Source organism: Bacillus sp. OV166 (assembly GCF_900177675.1).
Taxonomy (GTDB): Bacteria; Bacillota; Bacilli; order Bacillales; family Cytobacillaceae; genus Neobacillus.
On record NZ_FXWM01000001.1, the window covers coordinates 1016749 to 1034866 of the forward strand.

The following is an 18118-nucleotide window of genomic DNA, read 5'->3' on the forward strand; positions in this document are numbered from 1 at the left end:
TACTTCTAAGTATAGATAATTAAAGTTTCCTGACGCTACCCCCTCATAAGGAAACGGTTATTTGGGAATCCTAATATGTAGAATATTTTTCATTTAAATTTCGTTAGAGAAAGTATCTTATAGGTCAATCGAAATGGAGTTAATTCCAGGTTACAGAATGAAAGGATAAACCTATGAAAAAGTGGTTTCATAAAAAATCATCAAGAATCTGATATTTTAACATTAATTAATCAATTCAAACAATCAGGTGATTTTGTTCATTTTTATAACCCGCAATCCCCTAAACCCTTTTGGATTTCCTATTTTAGTTCCTTAATTGATGTGGAGATTTTACACCGGGATATACTGCCAAATCTAAAAAAAACATCCTTGACCTCATTGGAAGAGTTACAGGCCGTATTGCCACTTGAAAATATTGTAATTACAAATGTTTTAGAAAAAATTCAAAATGAATTATTAAAAGGATCAGTGTTCATTCATTTTGATGAAAAGGATTTTACAGGGGTACTGGTTCCTGCCGAAATAAAGAAGGCGCGTGAGGTCACGATTCCAGAAGAAGAGTATAGTGTGGTCGGGCCAAAAGAATCATTTGTGGAATCGTTATCGACGAATTTAAATTTAATTCGAAAACGATTACCCATTTCACAATTACAAGTCAAAGAAACGGTAATAGGAACTCTTTCAAATACAAAAGTTGCCGTTTTATATATCGACGGGATTGTAAATGAAGAAAATATTAATACGGTTATGCAACGTCTCCATGATCTGCAATATTATCAAATTCTCGATAGTTCATATATAGCGCAATTGATCGCCGATAACTCAAATTCTGTGTTTCCTCAGTTAATAGATACAGAGCGTCCAGACCGTGCAGCAGCTTCACTTGCCGAAGGAAGTGTTGTTATCTTAGTAGATGGCTCACCACATGCCCTTATTGGCCCGACGTCGTTAATCGCATTTTTCGGTGCGTTTGATGATTACTTTATCCATTGGCAATTGTCCTCTGCTCTTAGAATTATTCGTTTACTTGCTGTCAGTTTTTCTATAATGGTTACACCTATTTATGTTGCGGTCTTATCCTATCATTATGAATTAATACCAAAAGACTTAATGGTTACATTAGTTTCTTCAAGAAGAGCGATTCCACTGTCGCCCTTTCTTGAAGCAATCATTTTAGAATTAACGATTGAGCTGCTTCGGGAAGCGGGAGCAAGATTACCGACAAAAGTTGGACAGACGATCGGTATCGTAGGCGGTATCGTAATAGGGACAGCGGCGGTTGAAGCTGGATTAACGAGTAATGTACTGCTCATCATTGTGGCTCTTGCCGCCCTTGCTTCGTTTACAACGCCTGTCTACCGGATGGGAAATGCGATTCGCTTAATTCGTTTTCCTTTTCTTTTCTTAGCGGAACTGTGGGGACTGTTAGGAATTGCAGTTGCCTCTATTTTTTTAATTACTCATTTATTACGGTTAACATCTTTAGGAAGGCCATACTTGGAACCGATCTATCCTCCAAGGCTAAATGACTTTAAAGATGCCTTTGTTCGCCTTCCATTTTCATGGCAATCCAAAAGACCTTTTCTTTTACAAACGGAGGATAACCGACGTTTTAATGAGGAAAAGGCGAAAGAAAAGAAAGATATGGATGAATGAGAGGTTTAAAATGATTAGGATGCATGGTGGAAGCATAAAAACGACTATAAAAAACCAATTCTGTGTAAAACCTTTCCTTGTCTTTTTTCTAATACATACAATGCAGTTTGGCATTGGAGTTTTAAGTTTTCAGCGAACGCTGTCTGAATCTTCTGGTCACGACTCATGGATGGCAGTCATTATCAGTGGAATTATTGTCCATATTTTAATTTCGATGATTTATAAGATATTAGATAAGGAAAAGGGCGACCTTATCGTGATTCACCAACAAACGTTTGGGAAATGGGCAGGTGGGCTGTTGAGTATAGGTTTTCTTCTTTTTTTTCTTGCTGACAGTGCAATAGTCCTCCGTACGTATAACGAAGTTATTCAAGTTTGGATGTTTCCTTTAATGAAAACATGGCCCTTTGCTTTAGTTTTTTTACTTGGTGTTTACTATGTCGTATCAAATGGTTTTCGTACCGTTACAGGGGTTTGCTTTTTAGGAGTGGTCCTTCCTTTTTATTTATTTTTTACTTTTTTTGTACCGCTTGAATTTTCTCAATTTCGCAATCTATTGCCTGTATGGGATACTTCTGTGAAAAATGTAACTCTTTCCGCACTTGATTCGATGTTTGGATTTTCTGGGTTCCAGCTATTGTTTTTGTATTATCCCTTTATACAAAAGCCTGAAACATCACAGAAATGGGCTCATTATGGCAATCTTTTTTCGATGGCTATTTATTTGTTTATTCTGATAGTGACGCTTGTTTATTTTAAGCAGGACCATTTGTTAAAAACGACTTGGCCGACTTTAACCCTATGGAAAATCATCGAATTACCATTTGTAGAGCGATTTGAATTTATCGGAATTACCTCTTGGTCGCTTATCATTTTACCAATTATTTGCCTTGAAGTATGGGGGGCGAGCCGTATCGCAAAGCAATTGTTTAAGATGAATCAAAAGAGAGCAGTCGCGATTTTTTTACTGGTTGGTTTGATGATTTGCTCTCTGTTGAAAGATAGGGAAAGCATTCTATTCGCTACCAGAATTCTATCTTTCGCAGTTTATGCTTTCTATATTTATATACCATTTCTATTTATTGTTTATCATATCCGACTTCGACTTAGGGATAGAACATGAAGACCAAAATCGTGTTAGTTATTATAATCATAACTGTTATATTATTTTATGGCAGGCAGCCAAAACTGATTGTGGATGATATTGAAATGCCTGCCGCGGTAGGATATGACTACATAGATAAAGATATGATCCAAACTACGGCTGTTCTCCCTATCTACAAGCCGGATAAAAGTATAGAGAATAAAACCTTATCTGCAAAGGGCGAATTAAGCAAAGAGACGTTGGGCACACTCAGAAGAAAATCATCCCGGCGAATAGAAAATGGCAAATTAGAAGTCGCTGTTTATAGTAAAAAAATCGCCAGGCATGGGATTGGTAACCTGCTTGATACCCTTTACCGAGATCCGACGATCAGTGAAAAAATTTATTTAACTGTGGTAGATGGTCAAGCAAAAACACTTTTAAATAAACAATTTGGTGAAGTAGATAATGGCTTATATTTATCAGAGCTTATCGAACATAATATGGATACCGGTTTAATGCCAACCACTAATCTTCATTATTTTTTATCCGCTTATTTTTCTAAAATCAGTGACCCCTTTTTGCCATTAATACAAAAAAAGGATGATGAAGTGAATATAAATGGAATCGCATTGTTTAAGGGTGACCGGTATATTGAAACTCTTGGCCAAAATAATTTTTTTATTTTTAAGGCGCTTATTGAAAATATCACTTTAGGTTCTTACAAGGTAAGGCTTAACAAAAGGGATAATGTTTTTATAGAGAGCGTTTACACAAAACATAAATTCAATATTCACAACATAAAAGAATTACCTAAAATCGCTATACGTCTGAATGTAAAAGGGAATATCAAAGAATTTACAGGGGATAAATTAGATCAAAGAGAAAAAATCAAAATAGAAAAAAAAATGACTGAACAATTAGAAAAACAAGCTACAACCATGATTCGATCGTTTCAAAAGTATAAGATTGATCCAATTGGCATAGGCGACGAAGTAAGAAGCCGGACTAGAAACTTTAATGATCAAAAGTGGTTAAAACAATATCCAAATGTAAAGATCAATGTAAAAATACATGTGTTGATTTCTGAGAAGGGTGTAACAAAATAGGACTAGCTTCCATGAATTTGAAGAAGATGGCTAGGTGGACATAGAAAAGTCCAGAATAGCGTAAAAATAGATCTTAGGAGAGGTCCCTTTAAGCTCTATAAATAATAATAATGATTTTTGGGGTCGAAATATAAATCCACCATTAATCTCAGACAAAACCTCCAAAATACTTAGCTATTTCATTACCGAAAATATGTAAAATAGTCCATCTTTACTATACCAGAAAAAAGCTGTCTTTTGACTATTATTGTTACTATTAGTTTTGACAAATCGGATAAAAACAGGATATTTTTATTTACTCTAAATTGCCGATTGCATTTTTTATTTCTTTATACAAAACTGGCCAAGCAATCTTTTTAAGGGAGGACAAAGAAACCGTTTTTTGTTTAGGAAAATGGCTGTCCAAATTCTTAGTTGAAACAACATTGACCTCCCACTGGCCAGTGTCTAGTGGATCAACTAAACTTTGTGGTGTCTGAATGTTAGTCCATTACAGTTTGTGCTGAAGTTATTGCTTTTAGAAAATAAAGAGAGAAGGCATTAGAATAGGAAATAATTAGTTATCCTTGATAGCTACTAAAGATGAGGATTTAGAACTACAAATTGACAAGTTCATCGGATACGGCACCACGCAAGGTTTAGCAATTTCAATTAATCGTTCTGAAGACCTGGCCAGACATCTAGTTTGTAGACCATAAATTTGTCCCAAGTCCGAGGCATCCTCATTTTTTATATTAATTCCTCTTAAAAAAGAAGTAGAACTTGTAAGTATTCAAAAAAAGTTTTATAAAAGTACTGCTGCAGGTAAAGCTTTGATTGGGATGTTATCAGTATTGGTGGAATTTGAACGGGACATCATTCGTGAACGGACCACGGCTGGCCTAAAGGCAGCCAGAGCTAGAGTCGTAAAGATGGAAAACCAAAGGTTAATCAACAAAAAACTTAACCAAGATATCGTCTTGTACCATTCCAAAGAATGGCTGAAAAAGAAATTAAGGAAGCTACTGGGGTAGCTGCTACAATTATCGGGAATTGAAAAAAGAGCAAACTCGATAAAAGGTTTGCTCTAGTAAAGCACACTTCTTTTTATTTTTAAAATTTATGTAGGCATAAAAACATAACATATGTTTTACACGTTTGTCACTTAATAAGATTAGATAAATGAAAGGGAAATTCCTGCTTTATTATAAAGAGGCGGTACATAAATCTAGAAAACTAAAAAAGATATAAAATGTATTCCTTTTTTAATTGAATAGCACCTACATCCCGCAGGTGATTCTTTTTTGACGAGTTTCTTCCTATTATATATGTTTATTTTTGTGTTAACTCTTCATAGTCCCTGACAAGTGTATAAAAGGTCGTCTTTTTTAAACCAACTTCCTCCATGGCCTTAACAGCTGTCATCTCTCTTGCTTTCCATCGGTGGTATACTTCTTTAAACTCTTCTGTTACCTGAGCTCTTGGCCGACCGAAAGCTACGCCAAAATGAATTGCTAAAAAAGTTAGATATGATGGAAAGGGGGCTAGAGAGAAACGAGTAAAAGTAACTGCGGAACAGAAGTTCCTTTTAATTCGTACAGTAATTGAAAAGTATGATCTTAAACATATGGTTAGTTTCTTATGCGAAATATCTGGAGTTTCTCGTTCAGGTTATTATAATTATTTTTCTCCGAAATCTCAGGAAAATAGAGAACGCCGTGAAAAAGAGGACTTAATTTTAAAAGAGAATATTTTAAAGGCGTTTCATTTTAAACGACGTCATAAAGGTGCTCGCCAAATTAAGATGACTTTAAAAGGGCAGTTTGATATTAAATATAATATTAAACGAATCCGAAGGATTATGAAGAAATATAAGATTGTATGCCCAGTTAGAAGACCTAATCCATATAAGAAGATGTTGAAAGCTACCCAAGAACACTCCGTACTACCGAATTTACTAAACCGAGAATTCAAACAAGAAATCCCAGGTAAAGTATTACTCACTGATATTACTTATTTATATTACGGGAAGGGACAAAAAGCTTATTTGTCCACTATTAAGGATAGTTCCACGAATGAAATATTGGCCTATAATCTTTCAGATCGACTTACATTGGATTTAGCAACGGATACATTGGTAAAGTTAAAGAATAATAGAAAAGTAAAGTTTGCGGAAGGAGCCTTTATTCACTCAGATCAAGGAGTACACTATACTAGTCCTACTTTTCAGAAGCATGTAAAAAAATTTGGGCTAGGACAATCTATGTCAAGAAGAGGAAATTGTTGGGATAGCGCTCCACAAGAGTCTTTTTTTGGTCATTTTAAGGATGAAGCATATATAAAACCATGTAATTCCTTAGAGGAACTTAAAAGAGAAATAAGGAGTTATATGACCTACTATAATAATTTTAGATATCAATGGAATTTAAAGAAGATGACTCCTGTTGAATACAGAAATCATCTTCTAAATGTAGCATAACCTTTTTAAAAATGTCCTTTACAACGGGTACAGTTTAAAAACTGGTTAACCCTATAATACGAACGCACCCGTTAGTTTAAGTGAAACCTTTCACAATTATTATATAACAACTTAAAAATAAACCAGTAATCTCTCTTCCAATTCTGTATTCCCAAATTTGATACTATGTTAATGGCTACAACAACGGAAAAAGGAGACGGGCACCCTGCTGCATTAACCTCTGTAAAGGAGAGCGCTGACATATATCCTCCATTTGTAAAGAGACAGAATCATGTAGGTCCCGCTCAAATTGTTCTGTAAGGTCTTTTGCCGCGTCTTTACTGTAAAAAAATTCACAAACTTCGTAATTTAAGCGAAAACTTCTCATATCATAGTTTGCTGCTCCTACTTCCGCTACTTCCCCATCGATAACCATCGACTTCGCGTGCAGCATGCCTTTGTTATATAGGTAGATATGAACCCCTGCTTCCAACAACTCTCCGTAATAAGTAAAACTTGCATGTTCTACGATTTTTTGATCCCCTTGACGAGGAACCAGCAGTCTTACACGTACTCCACGTTCAACTGCTGTCTTAAGTCCCATAATAATATCTTGATCTGGTACAAAGTAGGGTGTGGTGATATCAACGGTCTTTGTGGCTTGTGTTATCCCGATAAAGTAAGCCTGCCTAATAACTGGCGTAGGAATACCAGGATTGCCTTCCACTGTCTGTACATAGGCTTGGTGCATCCCATTGGTCGGAACTTCATTCGCGTTTGTTTCTTCAATAGTCCCCAACTCGGTGCTCCATTCTGTCAACATGGTAAATGGGTTTGATAAGCTGGTTGTAGGAGTGATGGGGGAACCATCTTTTCCAGTTTTTGTTTTCATTCTAGATTTTGTATTTATTTGTTCTGGTGAAGCAATATTCCAATGGTCTTCGAAGATCATTTTCAAATCAGATGAAGCTTCACCCACTACTCTTACATGAGTGTCACGCCAGTGTCCTACATTTGGCTTTAATCCGGTATATTCATCCCCAATATTAATCCCACCGGTAAAAGCTTCCCTACCGTCGATTAGAACAATCTTACAATGATCCCGGTTATTCAAAGTTGAAAAAATCCAAGGGGGACGTAAAGGAAAAATAGTCCGACATTCTATTCCTGCATCCATCATCCGAAAAATCTGAGTTTTAGATAATTTTCTGCTCCCCCAACCGTCTCTTATAAAACGGATATTCACACCGTCCATTGACCGTTCAATCAGTAAGTCCGTAATACGCCTTCCAATTTGGTCGTCTTTATATATGTAATATTCCAGGTCAATCGTTTTTTTTGCGTTCTGTATAGATTCCATTAGTATATCATAGGTTTTAATCCCATTTATGAGCACCTGTACATGACCAGTCCTCAATCCATCCACGGTCAAATGTTTCAATGCTTGTGCGATCACCTGAGCTGAACCGCCAAGGGAATCAGGCAGCGTGTCTGATTCGTTAGAAGTAGAAGTCGGCTTTTTACGGTGCTTCTTACGTATGGGATTTGATGTAATTAAATAAAGCCCAAATCCAATTACAGGGAATATAAAACTAATGGTTATCCAATTTAAAGCCACTGCTGGTCGCCGTACCTCTCGAATCGCCATAATTATCATAAAAACAGTATTTAATAAATAAAGTCCAAAAATCCATCCCAAAATAAGCACCCTCTTTTACCTTTTAAAATGTGCAAATAGTAACAAGTTTATAACATATAACCCTGGGATTAACGAAAACAATTGGTACCCATGTTTTTCTCTTTTTTGATATTGAAGGGTTTCCAAATACCTCAATAAAAGTAACGCGTGGTCCTTTGTTTTATTGAAAACTTGGCTTGGCATTAATGGTTGGAATTATAAAATACAATGATAAAAGCACAAGAAACGGGATAGGTAAACGCATATTCTTAATAGCAAAAAGAAATGAGGACTGTTTTTATGAATTCAGAAGTACAGGTTATGCCACAACAAATAGATATAACAAATACAGATGAACGAATTATAAGGAGACCAATTTTCATTAGACCGCCTTTTCTAAGACCTTTTTTTTGGAGACCTCCTATTTTCTGGAGACCTCCATTTTTTTGGAGACCCTATCTTGGAACCCCCTTTCTAGCAGGATTACTGGGTGGAGTATTGGGCGGTCTATTGGTTAGTACATTATATGGTCCTTATAATAGAACTGGATGTATCGAATCTTTGGACCCCCTATCTCACCAACACGATGGCACGGTGCGTCAATTCCTATGCTTTAAAAACCATTATGGATTCCGACATCTATTCCATTTTTGAAAAAGCACAACAACTGTCCAATCATTTCCTTCAAATGATCACTGAGATTTTTCAAAAAGAACAGTTTCCGATTCCGCATGGATTTACGGAGAAAGATGTCCATCTTGATGCTCCTCGCTTATTTTCTGATGAATTTTGGCTGTTTTATCTTCACGGAATGACTACCCATGGATTAACCGCTTATTCACTCGGAATGACCATATCTCACAGGCTGGACGTACGAAGATTTTATTTAGAAGCATTCAAAGGCGCTTCTGAGATATATGATACGACCTTAGACATGTTAAAATCTAAGGGACTATCGGATCGGGTTCCTACCATCTCCTTGCCAGAAGAAGTGGAATTTGCTAAAAAACAAAGTTTTCTTGCCGGTTGGTTAGGGGACCATCGACCCTTGAACGTTATTGAAATCAGCAGTCTTTATTTTAATTTACAGAAGAGTACACTCGCAAAAGATTTAATCTTAGGTTTTACCCAAACTGCTGAGTCGAAAGAAATTCGGACTTTTTTCCAACGGGTGGTGGAACAGACAAAAGAGCATCTTTCGATTTTTCGTTCAATCCTGCATGAGGACTTTATCAGTTCGTCGATTTCCTGGGATACCCATATCACCGATTCCGAGACAGCACCTTTTTCCGATAAATTGATGATTTTCCATTGTGCCTTTCTTATTCAATCTGCCATGGCATATTATGGAACTGCCTTGTCCGGTTCCATGCGGCGCGATCTAGGACTCAAATATGCTTCTGCAATTAAAAATGATGTCAAACTCGCGGAAGACTGTGCGGAAATCATGATTGCTAATGAATGGTTCGAGAAACCACCGCATTCGGTTGATCGTAGAGAATTATCTAATTGATAAAATTTCACTGAAAACCATCCTATATTGGGTTGGTTTTTATTATTGTTTTTCAACAAACCCGCTTCGTTAGCTCAATAACAAAAAGGATCGCCGCAGCAACCCCATTCTTCAACTTCGCACCCGTTAGCCACCCATGCAGCGCAAGCGCTGCACCACAGAGAATGAAAATTGTTTAAAACCGTCAATAATAATTCTACGGCTGGGAGAGGAAGGTCGATACACTATGGTGCGTTAGAGCCCATCCGTTAGTCTGACTCCAACGACCTCGGTGCATCACAGACTGTCGCTCCCTTACTGGAAGCACTCATAGTAGATTAATCCTATTCTGGTTGTTGCACCAGCCTCTAAAAATAGTAGTCGTGGAAAGGAAATTTTCAATGGATGTAATCATTGAACGAGCATGTGGTATGGATGTCCATAAGGACAATATTACTGCCTGTATTATGACCCCAGAAGGAAAGGAGATCCAAACGTTTTCAACTAAAACTGTTTTTTTATTAAAATTAATTGATTGGATTAAGGAGTACGGGTGTACCCACGTTGCAATGGAGAGTACAAGTGTTTACTGGAAACCAGTTGTTAATTTACTTGAGTCCGAAGGAATTGAGTTTTTAGTCGTAAATGCCCAACATATGAAAGCACTCCCAGGTCGTAAAACAGACGTCAAAGATGCGGAATGGATTGCCCAACTTCTACGTCATGGATTACTCAAAGCTAGTTTCATACCAGATCGAAATCAACGTGAGTTACGAGAACTTGTTCGCTATCGTAGGAGTATTATTGAAGAACGTGCGAGACAGCACAATCGTATTCAAAAAGTATTAGAAGGAGCGAATATCAAACTGGGATCGGTTGTTTCTGATATTATGGGAGTTTCTTCGAAAAATATGCTTCGTGCAATTGCAGATGGTGAAGATGATCCTGAGAAACTAGCAAACTTCGCTCAACGGTCATTGAAACGAAAAAAAGATGAACTTGAGATCGCACTTAAAGGGTATGTAAACCCTCATCAACGATTAATGTTAAAAACTATTTTAACGCACATTGATTTCCTAAGTGAACAAATCGAAATGTTAGATCAAGAGGTCGCCCAAAGAGTAAGTTCCTATCAAGAAGATATAGAACGATTAGATTCAATTCCCGGCATCGCTACACGGATGGCTGAGTTTTCGAATATTGGCTTATTCGTAGGATTTCAAAGAAAGTACGAGTACTGGATTTATTGTGCAAAAGGGCTCAGACCCGTTCCGTTAGAAAGACCGGCCTCTACCACTTGGATAGGTGTAACGAAGGAATGATAGGGCATTTGACCCGTTGAGACATGGGAGTGAAAACCTCCAGGGGTAGCGTGGAGAATACGTACATTATATGGAAAACATTGGATTTATTACTGAATCCTTTATTTAAGTACGCCTTCAATCAGCCTTCGTGTCTAAATCTCATTCAATCAAACCCTTATAGTCCTTTCAAGTGTTTTGAAATCCTGCGAATTAGTGAGTATTCGAGAGATAATTGTATCTTACTGAGGGAGCACAACAAGAAAAAGGGATCGCCGCAGCGGTCCCTTATTTAACTCTTGCACCCGTTAGCTCAATAGCAAATGAATTACAACTCGTTATTTCTCCCAAAGCTCGACCAGTCGACCTTCAGGATCTTCAATCCAAATAAACTTTCCAAATTCACTAATCTCTTTTTTCTTTGCAAGAGGTACACCAATATGTTCAAGATGCTTAATAGTCTCGTTTAGATTATGTACTTGGAAATTTAACATCACTTGTTGTTCTGTTGGAAAATAACTGTCATTCTCGGTAAAGAAAGAAAAGATAGTCTCATTTCCTAATTGGGGTTTTATCACAGTCCCATTCCAATTTTCTATTTCATCAATCTTCAACACTTCACTGTACCATTTTTTTATAACTTCAAGATTCTTAGTTCTCCAAAATATTCCTCCGAAACCTTTTATCATCTTATCTAACTCCTGTCTGTCATCAAATTTTTAGCTATCCGATTAAATTAGATATTCGAGATATAAATTTAAATTCCTTTTTCAACTATACTGCTTACGTTAGTTTAAGTACATTCTTTCACAAGCTTTTATTTTCCTATTTCTTATTTTGTTAAATTCTGCTAATTTGTATGCGGAAATGTAATAGAATTTGTGGGGATAAACTGGCTATTGTACCCTTACAATTTTATATATCATTTGTACTTAGTAAGAAGTCGATAGATGAGATCGTGGATTTTGAGTTTATTTTCGAAAGTTACATGAAGGAAAGCTATCAATCTCACCTATGGGGGGCTGCCTATCTAATCATGGGTGGCTGCTCGGATGATTCTTTTGATTATTTTAGAGGATGGCTGATTTCACAAGGACAAGAGGTATACGAGAAAACACTGAAGGACCCCGAATTTTTGGCGAATTATATAACTGATGAAAATTTGGTGTTCCGGAATACGAGGATTTTCTAAAAGTAGGTTTTGATGCCTACACACTGAAAAAGGGTGGCGACCCAGAAGTATGGGATGAAGATTTGTATGATGAGATGCTAGAGTTGCTATCTCAAAAAGGATGGGTCGATCCTACTGAAATTGAATTTGATTGGGAAGACGAAGATGATCTAGAAGAGATGTTTCCAAATCTATGGGAACGATTTGGAGAAGATCCTCTAGGTTAAGGTGCTCTTCGTGGAAAAATGGTGGAATTTGATTGATGGTCTATTTGAAAAGCTTTATGATTAAATTAACTGAAATTTAAGGCATACGAAAAGATTTATTTTCAACTAGAAGGACGTATGCTATCTATCATGAAACCAGGATGTGTTTAGCATGAACGTCAAAGTTTCGGAGGAGAGTTATAGCCACGAGGTAGTTGCAGGTGACCGTAAGATTGTTACATCCGCATCCGTTTTCGGGATTCTCAGGCAGCAACTGGCAAAGAATATTGGCATTAAGAGGATAAAGGGATTTTTATTTCATTATGGCTGGGAAATGGGTGTTAAAATTGCCAATGAAGTGGTGCAGACCGAGTCCTCACTAGAAAATCTCATCAAACATGGGCCGATTCTCCACATTCAAAATGGGCATATAAGAGGGATTAAACATGATTGCTCTTATGAGTTAGATGAACAACGCCGGATCCATTATTTCTATTCATCCGGAACATGGATTGATTCTTATGAGGCTGAGGAACATATAAAGCATCTCGGAGTTTCTAATGGTCCGGTTTGTCACACATTGAGCGGATTTGCGAGCGGTTATATGACAACGATATTTGGAGAATCGCTTCTGTCGAGAGAAATCACTTGTGTGGGGAAGGGCGATTCGGAGTGCCGATGGGTGATGAAGCCCAAAAAGGAATGGGAAAAGGAACTTCTAGATGAGCATGAACTCGATTATTATAATGAAACACCGATTGTAAAAGAACTTGAGTTAACCTATGACCAATTATTGGATCAAAAAAATGTCGTCACTCGCTTGGCCAATTTTCAAAACAAATTAACCGAAGAGATTATTAATGGCAGTGATTTGCAAACCCTAGCTGATATGGTATATAAAATGATGCAAATCCCCATTATCGTTGAGGATACGTTACATCGAACGATTACCTATTCAGGGCTATCGAAGGAAAAATATTTGGATTATCGAGACGATATGGAAAGTTATCTTCAAGAAAATCGATTAGGCACGAAGTCACTTTTACCCTTTAGAAAAAAAGTAATCCAAACTTCGATTCAGGAACGTCTCATCACCCCAATCCTTTTACAAAAAGAAGTAATCGGTTATTGTACTTTGCTTTATGATGAAATGAAAAATCATCATCACGAAGAGGATTATTTGTTTTTAGACCGATTTGCCAATGCGGCCTCACTTATTCTCTTAAATGAGAAAACAAAGGTAGAAACGTTTGAGAGAATGAAGGGGAATTTTCTTGAACAAATAGTAGAGGGCCGGCTGTCTACAAATGAGATCATCAATCGTGGGAAATATACTGGTGTAGATCTTGAGCAGAAATATTATCTATCGGTAGTTGAATATAAAAAAATTCAAAGTTCGATTGAAGATGAGTTTCTTCTGCAGGAACAGATTTTTGAAACGACCTTTCATTATTTCAATGAGAAAAAGCATAATATCTTGGTTGGACACCGTGATGGCAACATGGTTTTATTGATTACCAATGAAACCATTCAAAAGAAAACGATCTATGATGTGATAAAAGAATACCTCGATTATATGTTAAAAAAATATCCACAAGGTCATTTTAAATGTGGTATCAGCCATTTAGTGGATGATATTTGCCAAGCATCCAGATGTTACGAGGAAGCAACCATTGCTTTACGATTAGCAGTCAAGAAGCATATCGTCCCGTTTCAATCATTAGGAATCGTGGGGGTACTGATTAACGCGAAAAATATCAGTGGGATTAAACTGATTGCTGAGCAAGAATTAGGACCTCTATATAACATGACAGATCCAAAAATCCTGGAACTTCTAAAAACTTTGTATAGTTTTTTATTGAATGGCGGGAAACTGGAGCAAACGATGAGTGATTTGTCTTTATCGATGAGCGGGCTCCGGCATAGGATCAGCCGGATCGAAAGCTTATTAGAAAAAGACCTTCGCGATTCAGATGAAATGCATCAATTACTACTGATTTTAAAATCGTTGATTGCCATAGGGGAACTCACATTAGATTAGAGCCATCCGGATTAAGCTGGGTGGTTTTTCTTCTGCCTTTTTCCACCGTTTATTTCTCTGTGATGAACAAATTTTGTCTAGTAAATTAAAAAACATAGACACTTTTTGCCCTAGTATGAAAATTCCAAATTATATAAACTTTATTTACAAGGTTCAAATAGTGTAAACCTAGTTCAATTTCAAATGTAAGCGGTGCCAGCTAAATTGACCAACGGACGGTAGTCCATAACCTATTATTTTTCTCAACCATTATATCTAATCAAACAGAAGGGGTGTAGAACGATGGCAAGTTTTGTATTAAAAGGGGAAGATGTCATAGTTGAAGATTTACTAGCCGGAGCGGAACGAATCGGAAAATTGGCAGAGCAAGAAGCACTAGAAGCAGAGAAAAATGCGACGATATCACAAAATGTGGTGAACCTCATCAAAGAAACGCAAATTTCACGGATGATGCTTCCAAAAAAATATGGCGGACCACAGGCAGATTTGAAAACGTTTGCTAAGGTTGTTCGTAAGGTGGCGAATTACAATATTTCAGCAGCTTGGCTTACCTATCTTTATCCGCTTCACAATATGCTTCCAGCTTTTCTTCCTGAAAATGGTGCAGACGAAATCATTCATCAGGGCGGATTAATTTGCGATATCTTTGCTGCATTAGGAAAAGCAGAACGGGATGGCGATGGTTATCGTATCAGTGGCAAGTGGAGTTTTGTCAGTGGTGTCAATTATAGTGATTGGGTTGGTGTTGGGGTTATGATTCAGTTCCCTGACAGCGAACAACCTGTATATTGTTTGCCAATGCTAAAAACATCCGAGGTGGAAGTGGTCCATAACTGGGATACATTTGGCTTAAGAGGATCAGGCAGTAACCAAATTATTGCCGATCAAGTGTATGTCCCAATGGAGCGGATTTTACGTTTAGATCAAGCAGAGCTTACAAGAAGACCACCGCTAGAAGAATATGACACAGATTATCCTTTTTATCATGTCCCATTCTTTCCTTCCTTCTATTTGGGATTCGGTTACATGGCCCTGGGCGGGGCAGAACGGATACTTAAGGAATTTAAAGTGCTAACTGAAAAACGTGTGCGCTTAATGGATGGAGTAAGGGAAAGTGAGTCACCAAGAAGTCAGCGGGTATTAGCCGAAATGACAACAGATTTCCACGTGGCGGAAGCTTTGCTAGAAAAATATATTAATCTGCTAGAAAACTATGAAACAGATGGCTGTAAAACTCCTCCATCTGAATTCTTTGCGATCCGCACAAAAGCGATTAAGATTTGCACGGATATTGCCGTAAGATCTCTGTTAACTCTTGGTGGAGGAGCTCTTTATAAAGGTGGACCAATGGAATTGTTCTTAAGGGATATCATCGCTGTTGCCACACATAAGACTTCTTTATACGAAGATTCGGTTGCTGCCTATGGTCAGGAGTTATTTGGTTTTAACAGTGGAGTTAGGGGTTAAATTCGAAGAGTACGAATCATAGATAACAAGCTTTATAGAAATTTTTATCACAGGAGGATTTTTAAAATGGATGATCGTCAGTTTCGCAGTGCAATGGGTAAGTTTGCCACAGGGGTAACCGTTATTGCCACAGAGGTAGAGGGAGACGTCCACGGAATGACAGCGAATGCGTTCATGTCTGTGTCGCTTGACCCAAAACTTATCGTTATTTCTATCGGGGAAAAGGCAAAAATCTTAAACAAAATAAAAGAAAGCAAGATTTTCACTGTGAATATCTTAGCCGCTGACCAGCAAGAGCTTTCGATGATTTTCGCTGGACAATTGAAGGAGCACAAAGAAGTGGTCTTTGACCGCCTTGATGGAAAGCCGGTATTATCTGGTGCCGTTGCACAAGTTGCATGTGAAGTATCAGCTGAACATGTTGAAGGGGACCACACCTTGTTTATTGGCAAAGTAACGGATATTCACCTTGAAGATACAGAGCCACTGATATTTTATAATGGAAAGTACCGTTCATTAGTAGAAGTATTGCCTGTGACAATCTAAGGATGATGAGAGGAGACTGTTATGGAAACAATTCATGTAAACCGGAGTAATTTGGCAGAATGGCAGGAAAAGGCGAGGCCAAATGTGATGGCCCTTGGATGTTTCGACGGTCTCCATCATGGACATTGTGCAGTCATCAACACCGCTTATCAAAAGGCAAGCGAAAAACAAGTGCCTTTAGCTGTCATGAGTTTCTTCCCACATCCGAAAACCGTTATCTCCAATGGGAAAATTCACGTCCATTATTTAATGCCGCTAGCGGAAAAAGAGGCGAAGCTTCGGAACATGGGAGTCGATACGTTTTATATTGTTGAATTTGATAAAGAGTTTGCCGGATTATCGCCAGAACAGTTTGCTGCGCAATACTTGAATGGTCTTGGTGTTGTTCATGCAGTCGCAGGATTTGATTTTTCATATGGCTCTCGTGGTGCTGGTAATTTGGAACGGTTAAAACAGGACTCAGGCGGACGAATTGATGTCACGAAGGTAGCAAAAGTAGAGCTCCGGGGCGAGAAAATAAGTTCCACCTGTATTCGTGATCGGCTGTTAAACGGGAAGGTTGCGGAACTGCACGATTTACTCGGTCGATTCTATGAAACACCAGGCGAATGGGATGAAAAATCATTCACACTCTACCCATACTATACTCTTCCAGGTCCAGGAAGCTATGAGGTTACCTTAAAAAATGAAAGAGGTTCTTTTCAAACAAAAGTAGCCGTAATGATTGATGGTACAACGCTCAAATGTATCGATGTTATGCCTTTATATTTAAAGGGGAAACTATCCATTATTTGGCATAAAGGAATAGCTGAGTCTAGGAAATTAAGGATATCTTAAAAAAGGAGAGGATCAAATGGCTAAAATTATTGCAGGCGTCGCAATGTCTCATAGTCCGATGATCATGACAAATGAGGCGGGAGGCGGAGATAAAGGACAGCACTTCCTCCATACTGCGTCTGAAATGAAGAAGGTACTAGAGGATTCAGGAGCAGACGTGATTGTATTGATATCGGATGATCATTTCAATAGTTATTTCTACGACCAAATGCCTGCATTTACCATTGGGATAGGCGAATGTGAAGGCTGGGGAGACTGGCAGCTGCCGAAATACCATATCCCTGTGCAAGAAGACTTAGCGAAGCATATCCTTCACACCGGTTTAGACAGCAATGTTGATTTTGCCTTTACGTTAAAAATGAAAGTCGATCACGGCCATACACAAGGAATTTACTTCTTAAATCCAGATTTGAAAATTCCAGTGGTTCCAATAGCTGTGAATACGTCGGCGCCGCCGCTGCCAACGATGGACCGCTGTTTCCAAGTCGGCGAAGTAATTCGTAAAGCGATTGAGTCATGGGATAAAGATCTTAAGGTTGCAATTGTCGCTTCGGGTGGTTTATCTCACTGGGTGCCGATTCCAAAGATTGAGAGTGAAAAACCAGAAGACCAATCCTTGATACAAGTATTAAAAAATGGCCGTCAGGAAATAGACCAGCTTGATGAATATTTAAAGTTACGGGAAACAAATGTAACAAGAATTAAATCAGGGCCCGTTAATGAACAAATGGACCGTGAATTTTTACGATTGGTTACCGAGAAGGAATTTACTGCATTAAGAAACTGGAGTGCCGATTATATTGAGGAGCATCTAGGTAATGGCGGTCAGGAAATTCATAACTGGCTTGTCCTGCTTGGTGCATTGCAAAGCTTGGATGCAAGTGTCGCATGCTATGAGCCAATCCCGGAATGGGTAACAGGTATGGCGATTGTTCAGTTTAGTCAGCCGGTTGACCAAATTCATCCTGAACAAGCATCTGAAAACAAAGTAAGCATTTAAGGTTAGCAGCGGGAACCACTCTCGAAAATGAAAGGCTCAACAACATCAGTGGTGGACAAGGTAAAACACCACTATGTAACTATTATTTTTTAA

General features: G+C 37.9%; 14 protein-coding genes and 2 pseudogenes. 14 read left to right on the forward strand and 2 right to left on the reverse strand.

What is annotated here, in order from left to right:
• The first annotated feature begins 189 nt into the window (after positions 1–189).
• From CCK98_RS04750 to CCK98_RS04775, 5 genes and pseudogenes are all read left to right on the forward strand, one after another.
• On the forward strand, positions 190–1656 hold the full coding sequence (locus CCK98_RS04750; protein ID WP_088085518.1) for a spore germination protein: 1467 nt from the start codon (positions 190–192) through the stop codon (positions 1654–1656).
• Positions 1657–1666: 10 nt separating this feature from the next.
• Positions 1667–2779 (forward strand): GerAB/ArcD/ProY family transporter, encoded by a 1113-nt coding sequence (locus tag CCK98_RS04755; RefSeq protein WP_179195715.1) that lies wholly within the window; start codon positions 1667–1669, stop codon positions 2777–2779.
• A gap of 11 nt (positions 2780–2790) precedes the next feature.
• The gene (locus tag CCK98_RS04760; RefSeq protein ID WP_179195716.1) at positions 2791–3849 is read left to right on the forward strand and encodes a Ger(x)C family spore germination protein; all 1059 of its coding nucleotides are present in this window, start codon (positions 2791–2793) and stop codon (positions 3847–3849) included.
• Positions 3850–4619: 770 nt separating this feature from the next.
• Complete coding sequence (locus CCK98_RS04765) at positions 4620–4862, forward strand: recombinase family protein (RefSeq protein WP_256942528.1); 243 nt, start codon at positions 4620–4622, stop codon at positions 4860–4862.
• 476 nt (positions 4863–5338) lie between these two features.
• Positions 5339–6307, forward strand: a pseudogene (locus CCK98_RS04775) (IS3 family transposase); the annotation flags it as partial.
• Between the two features lie 175 nt (positions 6308–6482).
• On the opposite strand, the gene CCK98_RS04780 reads toward CCK98_RS04775, so the two are convergent.
• Positions 6483–7985 carry a phospholipase D-like domain-containing protein gene (locus CCK98_RS04780; RefSeq protein ID WP_088085523.1) on the reverse strand — a complete coding sequence of 501 codons (1503 nt, stop codon included), beginning with the start codon at positions 7983–7985 and terminating at the stop codon, positions 6483–6485.
• A 469-nt stretch (positions 7986–8454) separates the two neighbouring features.
• Here CCK98_RS04780 and CCK98_RS04785 point away from each other — a divergent pair, with 469 nt between their 5' ends.
• Positions 8455–9477, forward strand: a complete 1023-nt coding sequence (locus CCK98_RS04785; protein ID WP_088085524.1) for a DUF3231 family protein — start codon at positions 8455–8457, stop codon at positions 9475–9477.
• 380 nt (positions 9478–9857) lie between these two features.
• A pseudogene (locus CCK98_RS04790) lies at positions 9858–10646 on the forward strand (IS110 family transposase); the annotation flags it as partial.
• A gap of 449 nt (positions 10647–11095) precedes the next feature.
• Here CCK98_RS04790 and CCK98_RS04795 read toward each other — a convergent pair.
• A complete protein-coding gene (locus CCK98_RS04795) occupies positions 11096–11446 on the reverse strand; it encodes a VOC family protein (RefSeq protein ID WP_088085525.1) in 351 nt (116 codons plus the stop codon).
• A 299-nt stretch (positions 11447–11745) separates the two neighbouring features.
• Between CCK98_RS04795 and CCK98_RS36065 the strand changes: the two genes are divergently transcribed.
• The 7 genes from CCK98_RS36065 (at position 11746) to CCK98_RS04825 (ending at position 18025) form a co-directional block, all read left to right on the forward strand.
• Positions 11746–11949 (forward strand): DUF4240 domain-containing protein, encoded by a 204-nt coding sequence (locus CCK98_RS36065; RefSeq protein WP_256942529.1) that lies wholly within the window; start codon positions 11746–11748, stop codon positions 11947–11949.
• 62 nt (positions 11950–12011) lie between these two features.
• On the forward strand, positions 12012–12155 hold the full coding sequence (locus CCK98_RS36070; RefSeq protein WP_256942259.1) for a molybdate metabolism regulator: 144 nt from the start codon (positions 12012–12014) through the stop codon (positions 12153–12155).
• 151 nt (positions 12156–12306) lie between these two features.
• Positions 12307–14175 carry a XylR N-terminal domain-containing protein gene (locus CCK98_RS04805; protein WP_088085526.1) on the forward strand — a complete coding sequence of 623 codons (1869 nt, stop codon included), beginning with the start codon at positions 12307–12309 and terminating at the stop codon, positions 14173–14175.
• Positions 14176–14457: 282 nt separating this feature from the next.
• Positions 14458–15642, forward strand: a complete 1185-nt coding sequence (locus CCK98_RS04810; RefSeq protein ID WP_088085527.1) for an acyl-CoA dehydrogenase family protein — start codon at positions 14458–14460, stop codon at positions 15640–15642.
• Positions 15643–15708: 66 nt separating this feature from the next.
• Positions 15709–16188, forward strand: a complete 480-nt coding sequence (locus tag CCK98_RS04815) for a flavin reductase family protein (protein ID WP_088085528.1) — start codon at positions 15709–15711, stop codon at positions 16186–16188.
• Between the two features lie 21 nt (positions 16189–16209).
• A complete protein-coding gene (locus CCK98_RS04820; protein ID WP_088085529.1) occupies positions 16210–17025 on the forward strand; it encodes an FAD synthetase family protein in 816 nt (271 codons plus the stop codon).
• Between the two features lie 16 nt (positions 17026–17041).
• Positions 17042–18025 (forward strand): hypothetical protein, encoded by a 984-nt coding sequence (locus CCK98_RS04825; RefSeq protein WP_088085530.1) that lies wholly within the window; start codon positions 17042–17044, stop codon positions 18023–18025.
• Positions 18026–18118: the final 93 nt, after the last annotated feature.

What these genes read in the sequence shown, in the direction of transcription:
- CCK98_RS04755 (WP_179195715.1), top strand. Translation starts at nt 1,667, where the DNA reads ATGATTAGGATGCATGGTGGAAGCATAAAAACGACTATAAAAAACCAA.
- CCK98_RS04795 (WP_088085525.1), bottom strand. Translation starts at nt 11,446, where the DNA reads ATGATAAAAGGTTTCGGAGGAATATTTTGGAGAACTAAGAATCTTGAA.
- CCK98_RS36065 (WP_256942529.1), top strand. Translation starts at nt 11,746, where the DNA reads ATGAAGGAAAGCTATCAATCTCACCTATGGGGGGCTGCCTATCTAATC.
- CCK98_RS04805 (WP_088085526.1), top strand. Translation starts at nt 12,307, where the DNA reads ATGAACGTCAAAGTTTCGGAGGAGAGTTATAGCCACGAGGTAGTTGCA.
- CCK98_RS04810 (WP_088085527.1), top strand. Translation starts at nt 14,458, where the DNA reads ATGGCAAGTTTTGTATTAAAAGGGGAAGATGTCATAGTTGAAGATTTA.
- CCK98_RS04815 (WP_088085528.1), top strand. Translation starts at nt 15,709, where the DNA reads ATGGATGATCGTCAGTTTCGCAGTGCAATGGGTAAGTTTGCCACAGGG.
- CCK98_RS04820 (WP_088085529.1), top strand. Translation starts at nt 16,210, where the DNA reads ATGGAAACAATTCATGTAAACCGGAGTAATTTGGCAGAATGGCAGGAA.
- CCK98_RS04825 (WP_088085530.1), top strand. Translation starts at nt 17,042, where the DNA reads ATGGCTAAAATTATTGCAGGCGTCGCAATGTCTCATAGTCCGATGATC.